The organism is Pseudomonas sp. zfem002 (assembly GCF_032621685.1).
Lineage (GTDB): Bacteria > Pseudomonadota > Gammaproteobacteria > Pseudomonadales > Pseudomonadaceae > Aquipseudomonas > Aquipseudomonas japonica.
In genome coordinates, this window is record NZ_JAVYJH010000004.1 from 263,968 (window position 1) to 274,079 (window position 10,112).

Below are 10,112 nucleotides of genomic sequence, written 5' to 3' on the forward strand. Positions count from 1 at the left end.
TGGCTTGTCGTGTGACGAACCACTGCGAAGGACCGCGCAGCGGTCCCAGATAGCAGTGAGGTCTGGGACCGCTAGCGCGGTCCTTCGCAGGCAAGCCAGCTCCTACAGGGGGGGGGGCGTGTCAGTCGTTACAGCCGTGGATAATCGATGTAGCCCACCGGCCCCCTGCCATAGAACGTCTCCGGCCGTGGCTCGTTGAGCGGTGCATCCGCCGCCAGGCGCGCCGGCAGGTCCGGGTTGGCGATGAACGGGATGCCGAAGGCCACGGCATCGGCACTGCCCGCCGTCAGCGCGGCATTGGCGCTGCGCTTGTCGAAGCGCTCATTGACGATATACGGGCCGCCGAACGCCGCCTTGATCTGCGCGGCGAGGCTGTCGTCGGCCTGTTTCTCCCGCGAGCAGATGAAGGCAATGCCGCGCTTGCCCAGTTCCCGCGCCACGTAGGTGAAGGTCTCGGCGCGGTTGGCGTCACCCATGTCATGGGCATCGGCGCGCGGTGCCAGGTGCACGCCGACCCGCTGCGGCCCCCACACCTCGATCACCGCGTCGGTCACTTCCAGCAGCAGGCGCGCGCGGTTTTCCAGGGAGCCGCCATAACGGTCGCTGCGCTGGTTGGTGCTGCTCTGCAGGAACTGGTCGATCAGGTAGCCGTTCGCCGCATGCACTTCGACGCCGTCGAAGCCGGCGGCCTTGGCATTCTCCGCGGCGCTGCGGTAGGCATCGACGATGTCCTCCAGCTCGGCGCTTTCCAGGGCCCGCGGGGTCGGGTAGGCGGTGGTCGGACGCACCAGGCTGACATTGCCTTTGGGCTGGATGGCACTCGGCGCCACCGGCTGCTCGCCGTTCAGGTAGCTGGGGTGGGAAATCCGCCCCACATGCCACAGTTGCAGGAAGATCCGCCCGCCCGCGGCATGCACCGCCTTGGTCACGTTGGTCCAGCCGCGCACCTGGTCGTTGGACCAGATCCCCGGGGTATCCGGATAACCCACGCCCATCGGCGTCACCGAAGTGGCTTCGCTGATGATCAGGCCGGCGCTGGCGCGCTGCACGTAGTACTCGGCCATCAGCGCGTTGGGCACCCGGCCTTCGTCGGCGCGGCAGCGGGTCAGCGGGGCCATGATGATGCGGTTCGGCAGTTCGAGATCGCCGAGGGTGATCGGATCAAACAGAGTCGTCATTGCATTGACCTCAGTGGGTTGCCGGGGCCAGTTCGGCCTTGCCGCCGGCCTGGCTGAAAGTGATGAGGGTGACGATCAGCGCGAGCACCGCCAGCGCCGCCGCGGCCAGGGGCACGCGGGTCAGGCCCAGGCCCTGGGCGATGACCACGCCGCCGATCCAGGCGCCCAGGGCATTGCCCAGGTTGAAGGCGCCGATGTTCAGGGTCGAGACCAGGTTCGGCGCGGCCTTGCCGAACATCACCACGTTGACCTGCAGCGCCGGCACCGCGGCGAAGGCGGCGGTGGCCCAGAGGAACAGGGTGATCTCGGCGGGAATCAGGGCGACGCTGGTCCAGCTGAGGACGGTGGAGACCACGGCCATGGCGGCGAACACGCCGATCAGGGTGGCGCCGAGGCGGCGGTCGGCCAGCTTGCCGCCGAGGATATTGCCCAGGGTCAGGCCCAGGCCGATCAGCAGCAAGGTCCAGGTCACGCCGCGCGGGGTGATGCCGGTGACATCGCCGAGCAGCGGCGCGACATAGGTGAACAGGGCGAACATCGACGCAGAGAACAGCACGGTCATCGACAGCGACAGCCAGATCCCGGCGCCCTTGAGCGCGGCCAGTTCGGCGCGCATGTCGAGTTTTTCCTCGTCATGCCGCAGCGGCAGGACGCGGATCAGGCCGATCAGGGCAATCACGCCGATGCCGGTCACCGCCCAGAAGGTCGAACGCCAGCCGGCGACCTGACCCAGCGCGGTGCCCAGTGGCACGCCGAGGACGTTGGCCAGGGTCAGGCCGGTGAACATCAGGGCCACCGCCGAGGCACGCCGGTTGGCCGGCACCAGGCTGGCGGCGACCACCGAGCCGATGCCGAAGAAGGCGCCGTGGCAGAGCGCGGTGACCACCCGGGCGAACATCAGCAGGTTGTAGTCGCTGGCCACCGCGCAGAGCAGGTTGCCGACGATGAACACCCCCATCAGCGAGACCAGCGCCAGCTTGCGCGGCAGGCGCGAGGTGGCCATGGCCATGAACGGCGCGCCGATGGCCACGCCGAGGGCGTAGCCGGTGACCAGCCAGCCGGCGCCGGGGATCGACACGCCGAGATCAGCGGCCACGTCCGGCAGCAGGCCCATGATGACGAACTCGGTGGTGCCGATGGCGAAGGCGCTGAGCGCCAGGATCAAGAGGGAAAGGGGCATGGGATTCCTGTTCAGAGCTCGCGGCTCAGTTGCGCGAGGAACGCCTGGATGGTGTCCTCGTTGCGTTTGAAGAAGTTCCACTGCCCGACCTTCTGGCTGCTGATCAGACCGGCCCGTTGCAGGGTCGCCAGGTGCGCCGAGACGGTGGACTGCGAGAGGCCGCAACGCTGGTCGATCTGCCCCGCGCACACGCCGTTGTCGAGGCTGTGGTGCTGGTCGGGGAAGCAGCTGTGCGGGTCTTTCAGCCAGCCGAGGATGTCGCGCCGCACGGGGTGGGCGAGGGCTTTTATTATTTCGTCGAGATCAAGAGGCATGGTCGGGCTCGTGGGGTGTGTAGCGGTATATCGCGATGGGGCGAAATATAAATCGGTATTTCGCGATATACAAATATGAAAAGGTTTGGGCCGCAGAATAAATCGATCTATGGGGGTTACGCCGGCACCGCCAACCTTGTGGGAGCGGGCGTTGCCCGCGATGAGGCCATGGTTGCTGCACAAATGCCTTAGACTCACTCCCCATGAACTACCTAGCCCACCTCCACCTCGGCGGCGACCAGCCCGAGCAACTGCTCGGCAGCCTCTATGGCGACTTCGTCAAGGGCCCGCTGGAAGGCCGCTTCCCGCTGCCCCTGGAGCAGGCGATCCGCCTGCACCGGCGCATCGATACCTTCACCGACAGCCACCCGCTGGTACTGGCCTCGCTGGCACGCTTCCCCCGCGAGCGGCGCCGTTTCGCCGGGATCATCCTCGATGTGTTCTTCGACCACTGCCTGGCCCTGCACTGGCAGGACTACGCCCGGCAGCCACTGCCGCAGTTCACCGCGCGGGTCTACCAGGTGCTGGAGGCGGAGCGCGAGTTGCCGGGGCGGCTGGCGCAGATCGCACCGCTGATGGCGGCGGATGACTGGCTGGGGTCGTACCGCGAGTTCGCGGTGCTGGAGCAGGTGTTCAGGGGCATCGCCCGGCGCCTGTCGCGGCCCGAGGGCATGAGCGGGGCGATGGTCGAGGTGGAAGCCCTGTATCCGTTGCTGCTGGAGGACTTCCGCCAGTTCTATCCGCAGTTGCAGGCCTTCGCGGCCGCGGCGCTGGCCGATTCTCAGGCGGCCCTGGCGCGGCGCTGAGGCACGCTCTGCGCGGCTTCGCCGAACAGCGCCCGGGCGATCGCCTGCTGAGCCTGGAAGGCCAGCGCGGCACGCTCCATGCCCTGGCTGGGGATGGGCTGCAGCAGGTGCACTTGCACCTCTCCACAGGGCTGGGCGAACAGCCGCATCAGGTGCGACAGCAGGTCGTCATCGCCGATGAACGGCGCGATCGGGTCCGCCTGGCCATCGCGCAGGTAGCGCAGGGCGATGGGTTGCAGCGCGACTTCGCTGTCGATGGCGCTGGCCAGCAGGCGACCGTGGAAAGTGCGCAGGCTGCGACCGTCGGTGGTGGTGCCTTCCGGGAAGATCAGCAGGGCGCAGTCCTGCTGCAGGTGCTGGCTGATCTGCCGGCGCAGCAGTTGGCTGTCGCCACCGCCGCGGCGGATGAACAGGGTCCCGGCCTTGTGCGCCAGCCAGCCGGCCACCGGCCAGGTGCGCACTTCGGCCTTGGACAGGAAGGACAGCGGCGCGAGCATGCCGAGCAGCGGGATATCGGTCCAGGACACATGGTTGCTGACCCACAGCATCGGCTGTTGCGGCAGCTCGCCGATCACCCGTACGCGAAACGGCAGGGCATTGCTCAGGCGCTGCATGAACAGCCGCGACCAGCGTTGTCGGCGCTGCGCCGAGGCGTTGATGCCCAGGCGCTCGAACAGGCCGAACAGCGCGGCCATGCCCAGGCCGAGCATGACCACCAGCAACACCCGGACGATGCGGGCGTACACCCGCAGGCGCTGCATCACACCGCCGCCTTGAAGTGGCGGGCGTAGCGCGGGCAGAGTTCGTCGCGCTTGAGCAGGATGAACACGTCGGCGACCTGGAAGTCCTCGTCCCAGCACGGCTCGCCGCAGATCTTCGCGCCCAGGCGCATGTAGGCCTTGAGCAGCGGCGGCATCTGCGCGATGACGTTGCCCGGCAGGGCCAGGTTGGGCAGCGGATTCTTCGGTTCGGCGCGCAGGTATTCGGTGCACAGGTGCTGTTCGCGCAGGCGCTGCATGATCGCGTGGGCCTGTACGCCGCCATCCTGCATCGGGATGCTGGCGCAGCCCATCAGGTAGCTGTAGCGGCCTTCGTTGAGGATCTCGGCCAGTTCGCTCCACAGCACGGCGATGGTGCCGCCGTTGCGGTAGGCGGCATCCACGCAGGTACGGCCCAGTTCGAGGATCGGGCCCTGCAGGTGGCCGAGGCCGTGCAGGCTGAATTCCTCTTCGCTGTAGAAGCGCCCCAGGCTGCTGGCGGCGCGGTGGTCGAGCAAGCGGGTGGTGGCCACCAGGCGACCGCTGTTGAGGTCGCGCACGCCGATATGCAGGCAGTGCGCGTCGTAGTCGTCCATGTCCAGGCCTTGCTCGGCTCCCTTGAGCTTGGCCTTGAATTCACCGCTGAACACACTGAAACGCAGGGCCTGGGCCTCGCGCAGGGCAGCCGGGCCAACCAGGCGTTCGGCTTGCAGACGGCGTTCAGTGCTGTTGTCGCCAGAGCGAGCGATCTGAGTCATTGCGAGTCTCCATAAGCCAGCCATGGGGTTGCGGCCGGTCGACTTTGTTGTGCAAGCTCAGAGACTAGGTAGGCGGGGTGTCACCCCCGTGAATGTTTGGTGATGCTTGTATGACAGCCCCCGAGGAGCCTTTCATGAGCTGGCTGGAACGACTCGACGAGACGCATGCGCAACCCCTGCAGGAAAACCTGGGGGACACCTGGGCCAGCCTGCTGGACCGTCTGGGGCCGGTATCGCCGTTCGAGCTGGCGGTGCTCGGCGGCCAGGCCATGGCGACGCCGGGGCTGGCCTTTCTGGCCGGCTACCAGGCGGCGCTGCGGGTGCTCTGGCCGAGCGCGCCGGGCAGCCTCGGCGCGCTGTGTGCCAGCGAGAAACGCAGCGTGCGCCCGGCGGACATGGCCATGCGACTGGACCTTGCGGCCCTGCGCCTGGACGGTCGCAAGGACTTCGTCACCTGCGGCCCCGACGCCGACTGGCTGCTGGTGGCGGCGCGCAGCGAGGCGCCGGGGGAGGCGCCGCAACTGAGCCTGGCGGTGGTCTATCCCGGTGAGCCCGGGGTACGTCTGGAGCCTCTGCCGGCACTGCCGCTGATGCCGGAAGTCGGGCATGCCCGGTTGCACCTGGAGCAGGCGCTGTGCGAGCGGCTGGCAGGGGATGGCTGGGATGCTTATGTAAAACCGTTCCGCACCCTTGAAGACCTCTATGTGTTGAGTGCCATCTGTGCCTGGCTGTACGGCATCGGGCGCCGCCATGGCTGGGCGCAGGGCTTGCAGCTGCGCCTGCTGGCGCTGCTCGGCGGCTGTGCCGAAGGCAGCCGGCAGAGTGCCGAGGCGTCGGCCAGTCATCTGCTGCTGGGGGGGCTGTTCGTCCAGTTCAATGGGTTGCGCGACGAGATCAATGCGGCGCTGGCGGCCACGGAAGGGGAGTGGGCGAACCTGTGGATGCGCGACCAGGGGATTCTGGAGATCGCCAGTGCGGCGCGGGCCAAAAGGCTGGAGAAGGCCTGGAGGGCTGCGGGCTTTTCCTGAACATTGATGTTGTTCTCACGGCCTCATCGCGGGCAACGCCCGCTCCCACAAGACTGCATGCACCGCCGAACCTTGTGGGAGCGGGCGTTGCCCGCGATGAGGCCCGCAAGAACAACGCCCAATCCTGTCATGAACCCCTGCTAGCCTTGCCCGACCACCATTTCGGGTACAGGCCATGCGCATCGCGGTCATCGGATTCCTGCTCTGGGCACTCATCGCCCCGGCCTCGGCCAGCGAGGTTTCGGCCCTCGAAGCCTATGCTTTCCCGCCCCGCAACGAGCAAACCCGCGAGGGCGTGCGCACCGATGCGCTGCTGGTGATCCGCGACGGCAGGGTGCTCTTCGAGCGCTACGCCAACCCCACCACCGCCGAAACACCACACCTCACTTGGTCGATCAGCAAGAGCGTGCTGGCCACCGTCCTGGGCGTCGCCTATGGCGAAGGCCGCTTCAAGCTGGACGACCCCGCCGCGAAGTTCTACCCGCCGATGCAGGCCCACCCGCAGTTGCGCATTGAGGACCTGCTGCACTGGGCCAGCGGCCTCGACTGGCAGGAAGACTACGAATATGCCCCGCTGAAGTCCTCGGTGGTGGCCATGCTCTATACCCGCGGTCGTGGCGACATGGCCGGGTTCACCGCGGCGCATGGCGTGGCGGCGGCGCCCGGCGAGCGCTTCCTCTATTCCAGCGGCGACAGCAACGTGCTGGCCGCCGCCCTGCGCCAGATGGTCGGCGCCGAGGCCTACGCCGACTATCCCTGGCAGGCCCTGTTCGAACCGCTGGGCATCCGGCAGGCGGTCTGGGAGCGCGACGCCCAGGGCACCTTCGTCGGCTCTTCCTACCTCTACATGACCGCCCGCGAACTGGCGCGCATCGGTCAGCTGATGCTCGACGACGGTCGCTGGCAGGGCCGCCAGCTGCTGCCGGCGGACTGGGTGGCGTTCAACCGCAAGGCCTTCGCCAAGGCCTCGATCGAACCCGGCGAGCCGCTGCCGGGCGGGCACTGGTGGCTCAACCAGGCGGGCGCCTGGCCCGATGCGCCGGCGGATACTTTCGCCGCCCTCGGTCATTGGGGGCAGGGCCTGTACGTCCTGCCGCAACAGCGGCTGGTGATCGTGCGCTACGCCGACGACCGCGATGGTAGCTTCCAGCACGACAGCCTGTTGCGGCTTGTGCTGGCGGCCTTCCCCGGAGCGCAACCATGAAACGCCTGTCGCTGCCGATCCTCCTCGGCCTGCTGCTCTGGGGCTGGTCCGAGCGCGCGGCACTGCGCGCCTTTCCCGGCATCCTCAGTGCCTACTCGGCCAAGGAATACTGCTCCTGTCGCTACGTGATGGGTTTCGATCCCGGCTACTGCCAGGGCTACGTCACGCAATGGCTGCCGCTTGGCGAGTTGCGCGACGATGCGCAGGCCAAGCGGGTCTACGCCCGCGGTCTGGGCCGCGAGGCCAGCGCGCAATGGCGCGGTCCGCGCGAGGGCTGCGGCTTGCTGCCGTGAAGGCGGGCGGGTAAGGTTGAGCGCCACAGTGTTTCAGGATTTTCCATGTCCAGCCCGCTTCGCCTCCTGCTCGCCTCGCTGGCGATCGTCTGTCTTCCCGCCCAGGCCAACTGGTACCTGGACAACGAGTCATCGCGCCTTTCCTTCATCAGCAGCAAGAACGGCGATGTGTCCGAAGTGCACCGCTTCCTGGTGCTGCACGGCAAGGTCGACCGCAAGGGCGCGGCCGAGCTGGAGGTCGAGCTGGAGTCCATCAGCAGCGGCATCCCGCTGCGCGACGAACGCATGCGCAAGGAGTTGTTCAATGTCGCGGCGTTCCCCGAAGCGCTGATCCGTGCCCAGCTCGACCTGCGCCCGATCAACGACCTGGCCAACGGCGCCCAGCTGGAACTGCGCCTGCCGGTCAACGTCACCCTGCACGGCAAGAGCCACAGCTACAACGCCCAGTTGCTGGCGACCCGCCTCGACGAGCGACGCTTCCAGGTCGTGACCCTGGAGCCGCTGGTGCTGCGGGCCGAGCACTTCGACCTGCTGCCGGGCCTGGAGACTCTGCGCAAGGCCGCCGGACTGAAGTCGATCAACCTCTCGGTGCCGGTGGGTGCGGTGCTGATCTTCACGGCGCGCTGAGATGGCCGGGCCGGTCTTTCCCTGGCGTTCCGGCAACCAGTTCGAGTTGCTGATCGACGGACCGGTGTTCTTCCCACCCATGCTCACCGCCATCGCCCGTGCCGGGTTCCAGGTCGACCTGGAACTGTACCTGGTGGAAGCCGGGGCCTGCGCCGAGGCCATGGTCCAGGCCCTGGTCAGCGCTGCCGAACGCGGGGTGAAGGTACGCTGCCTGTTCGATGACTACGGCTCCCTGGCCTTCACCATGAGCCTGCGCCAGCGCCTGCAGGCTGCCGGCGTCGAACTGCGCTGGTACAACCGCCTGCGCTGGCGCCGGGGCTTGCGCAACCTGTACCGCGATCACCGCAAGCTGCTGCTGGTGGACCAGCGTGTCGGCTGGGTCGGCGGCACCGGGGTCACCGATCAGTTCTGGCACCCGGCCGAAGAAGTCAGCGAATGGCACGAAGTGATGGTGCAGATGCAGGGCCCGCTGGTGGCCGACTGGCAGATGCTCTTCGACCGCCAGTGGCGGGCCAACCCGCGCCGCGTGGCCTGGCGCCCGCCGACCCATTTCGGCCTGCCGCGCCTGCCGCGGGTGCCGTTGAGTGGCGCGGGCCTGGGCCGGGTCGCCTACGCCGACGCCCGCCAGCACCGCGATATCCTGCAGTCCCTGGTCCGCGCCCTGAACAGCGGGCAGCGCCGCATCTGGCTGGCCACGCCGTATTTCCTGCCGACCTGGAAAGTCCGCCGCTCCCTGCGCCGCGCGGCCGCCCGTGGCGTCGATGTGCGCCTGCTGCTGACCGGGCCGCGTACCGACCATCCTTCGGTGCGCTATGCCGGTCATCGCTATTACCCGCGGCTGCTGCGCGCCGGGGTGAAGATCTTCGAGTTCCAGCCGTGTTTCCTGCACCTGAAAATGGTCCTGGTGGACGACTGGGTGAGCATCGGTTCGTGCAACTTCGACCACTGGAACCTGCGCTTCAACCTCGAAGCCAATGTCGAGGCCATCGACCCGGCGCTGACCCTGGCGGTCAGCGAAAGCTTCGTTCGCGATTTTGCCCAGAGCAGCGAGATCCAGCTCGATGACTGGCGTGCCCGGCCGTTGTGGCGACGTCTGCAGCAGCGCCTGTGGGGCTGGCTCGACCGGGTGGTGGTGAACCTGCTCGACCGTCGCGACTGACGTAGTACTGGCCTATTACCCGCAAGTGGCCGGCAGGGGCTACCGTGTCTGGGTATCTTTTCCACTGCACGCGAAGGAGATGGTGAAATGGCGGCCAAGAAGATTCTTATGCTGGTGGGCGACTATGTCGAAGACTACGAGGTGATGGTGCCGTTCCAGGCCCTGCAGATGGTCGGTCATGTCGTGCACGCGGTATGCCCGGGCAAACAGGCGGGGCAGACGGTGCGCACGGCGATCCATGATTTCGAGGGCGACCAGACCTACAGCGAGAAGCGGGGGCACAACTTCGCCCTCAACTTCGATTTCGCCAAGGTGAAGGCCGAGGACTATGACGCCCTGGTGATTCCCGGCGGTCGCGCACCCGAATACCTGCGCCTGAACGAGGACGTCCTGGCTTTGGTGAAGGCCATCGACCAGGCCGACAAGCCGATTGCAGCGGTCTGTCACGGCGCGCAGCTGCTGGCGGCGGCGGGCGTGCTGGAAGGTCGCGAGTGCAGTGCCTATCCGGCCTGTGCGCCGGAAGTGAAGCTGGCCGGTGGTCGCTATGTCGACATCGACGTGACCCAAGCCCACGTCCAGGGCAACCTCGCCAGCGCCCCGGCCTGGCCGGCCCATCCCGCCTGGCTGGCGGGTTTCCTCGGGCTGCTGGGCACACGAATCACCCTGTGAGGGCATACGCGCCCCTTGTAGGAGCTGGCTTGCCTGCGAAGGACCGCGAAGCGGTCCCCGATCGCGGTGAGGTCCGGGACCGCTGCGCGGTCCTGGCTCGCCCGTGAGCCCCAGGCCGTGCCTGTGAACAAGGACGAA

The 10,112-nt window shown here is 67.6% G+C and carries 12 protein-coding genes; 7 read left to right on the plus strand and 5 right to left on the minus strand.

The features are described 5' to 3' along the window. Positions 1 to 128: 128 nt before the first annotated feature. From RTI28_RS08680 to RTI28_RS08690, 3 genes are read right to left on the minus strand one after another with little or no spacing between them, the layout of a single operon-like run. Positions 129 to 1,178, minus strand: a complete 1,050-nt coding sequence (locus RTI28_RS08680; RefSeq protein WP_316920070.1) for an alkene reductase — start codon at positions 1,176 to 1,178, stop codon at positions 129 to 131. 10 nt (positions 1,179 to 1,188) lie between these two features. Further along, a complete protein-coding gene (locus RTI28_RS08685; RefSeq protein WP_316920071.1) occupies positions 1,189 to 2,358 on the minus strand; it encodes an MFS transporter in 1,170 nt (389 codons plus the stop codon). A gap of 11 nt (positions 2,359 to 2,369) precedes the next feature. After that, a complete protein-coding gene (locus RTI28_RS08690; protein ID WP_316920072.1) occupies positions 2,370 to 2,672 on the minus strand; it encodes a helix-turn-helix transcriptional regulator in 303 nt (100 codons plus the stop codon). 203 nt (positions 2,673 to 2,875) lie between these two features. Here RTI28_RS08690 and RTI28_RS08695 point away from each other — a divergent pair, with 203 nt between their 5' ends. Further along, entirely contained in the window at positions 2,876 to 3,478 is a 603-nt protein-coding gene (locus tag RTI28_RS08695) for an ACP phosphodiesterase (protein WP_316920073.1), read from the plus strand. Here the strand turns inward: RTI28_RS08695 and RTI28_RS08700 are convergent. Together RTI28_RS08700 and olsB are read right to left on the minus strand one after the other, a co-directional pair. Continuing rightward, positions 3,454 to 4,239, minus strand: coding sequence for a lysophospholipid acyltransferase family protein (locus tag RTI28_RS08700; RefSeq protein WP_316920074.1), 786 nt, complete (start codon positions 4,237 to 4,239; stop codon positions 3,454 to 3,456). The two genes, RTI28_RS08695 and RTI28_RS08700, sit on opposite strands and share 25 nt — an antisense overlap. Beyond that, the gene (olsB, locus tag RTI28_RS08705) at positions 4,239 to 4,994 is read right to left on the minus strand and encodes an L-ornithine N(alpha)-acyltransferase (protein WP_042123018.1); all 756 of its coding nucleotides are present in this window, start codon (positions 4,992 to 4,994) and stop codon (positions 4,239 to 4,241) included. The genes RTI28_RS08700 and olsB overlap by 1 nt, the downstream gene beginning before the upstream one ends. A 134-nt stretch (positions 4,995 to 5,128) precedes the next feature. Here olsB and RTI28_RS08710 point away from each other — a divergent pair, with 134 nt between their 5' ends. From RTI28_RS08710 to RTI28_RS08735, 6 genes are all read left to right on the plus strand, one after another. Continuing rightward, complete coding sequence (locus RTI28_RS08710; protein WP_316920075.1) at positions 5,129 to 6,022, plus strand: acyl-CoA dehydrogenase; 894 nt, start codon at positions 5,129 to 5,131, stop codon at positions 6,020 to 6,022. Between the two features lie 175 nt (positions 6,023 to 6,197). Continuing rightward, the gene (locus RTI28_RS08715) at positions 6,198 to 7,226 is read left to right on the plus strand and encodes a serine hydrolase (protein WP_316920076.1); all 1,029 of its coding nucleotides are present in this window, start codon (positions 6,198 to 6,200) and stop codon (positions 7,224 to 7,226) included. Beyond that, positions 7,223 to 7,519: an amidase gene (locus tag RTI28_RS08720; RefSeq protein ID WP_316920077.1), complete on the plus strand. Its 297-nt coding sequence runs from the start codon at positions 7,223 to 7,225 to the stop codon at positions 7,517 to 7,519. The genes RTI28_RS08715 and RTI28_RS08720 overlap by 4 nt, the downstream gene beginning before the upstream one ends. 45 nt (positions 7,520 to 7,564) lie before the next feature. Continuing rightward, on the plus strand, positions 7,565 to 8,146 hold the full coding sequence (locus tag RTI28_RS08725) for a YceI family protein (protein WP_316920078.1): 582 nt from the start codon (positions 7,565 to 7,567) through the stop codon (positions 8,144 to 8,146). Position 8,147: 1 nt separating this feature from the next. Next, a complete protein-coding gene (locus tag RTI28_RS08730; protein ID WP_316920079.1) occupies positions 8,148 to 9,305 on the plus strand; it encodes a phosphatidylserine/phosphatidylglycerophosphate/cardiolipin synthase family protein in 1,158 nt (385 codons plus the stop codon). Between the two features lie 87 nt (positions 9,306 to 9,392). Continuing rightward, positions 9,393 to 9,974, plus strand: a complete 582-nt coding sequence (locus tag RTI28_RS08735) for a DJ-1/PfpI family protein (protein ID WP_316920080.1) — start codon at positions 9,393 to 9,395, stop codon at positions 9,972 to 9,974. Positions 9,975 to 10,112 lie beyond the last annotated feature (138 nt).

Coding starts and splice junctions, on each gene's coding strand:
- RTI28_RS08680 (WP_316920070.1), bottom strand. CDS start 1,178: ATGACGACTCTGTTTGATCCGATCACCCTCGGCGATCTCGAACTGCCG.
- RTI28_RS08685 (WP_316920071.1), bottom strand. CDS start 2,358: ATGCCCCTTTCCCTCTTGATCCTGGCGCTCAGCGCCTTCGCCATCGGC.
- RTI28_RS08690 (WP_316920072.1), bottom strand. CDS start 2,672: ATGCCTCTTGATCTCGACGAAATAATAAAAGCCCTCGCCCACCCCGTG.
- RTI28_RS08695 (WP_316920073.1), top strand. CDS start 2,876: ATGAACTACCTAGCCCACCTCCACCTCGGCGGCGACCAGCCCGAGCAA.
- RTI28_RS08700 (WP_316920074.1), bottom strand. CDS start 4,239: ATGCAGCGCCTGCGGGTGTACGCCCGCATCGTCCGGGTGTTGCTGGTG.
- olsB (WP_042123018.1), bottom strand. CDS start 4,994: ATGACTCAGATCGCTCGCTCTGGCGACAACAGCACTGAACGCCGTCTG.
- RTI28_RS08710 (WP_316920075.1), top strand. CDS start 5,129: ATGAGCTGGCTGGAACGACTCGACGAGACGCATGCGCAACCCCTGCAG.
- RTI28_RS08715 (WP_316920076.1), top strand. CDS start 6,198: ATGCGCATCGCGGTCATCGGATTCCTGCTCTGGGCACTCATCGCCCCG.
- RTI28_RS08720 (WP_316920077.1), top strand. CDS start 7,223: ATGAAACGCCTGTCGCTGCCGATCCTCCTCGGCCTGCTGCTCTGGGGC.
- RTI28_RS08725 (WP_316920078.1), top strand. CDS start 7,565: ATGTCCAGCCCGCTTCGCCTCCTGCTCGCCTCGCTGGCGATCGTCTGT.
- RTI28_RS08730 (WP_316920079.1), top strand. CDS start 8,148: ATGGCCGGGCCGGTCTTTCCCTGGCGTTCCGGCAACCAGTTCGAGTTG.
- RTI28_RS08735 (WP_316920080.1), top strand. CDS start 9,393: ATGGCGGCCAAGAAGATTCTTATGCTGGTGGGCGACTATGTCGAAGAC.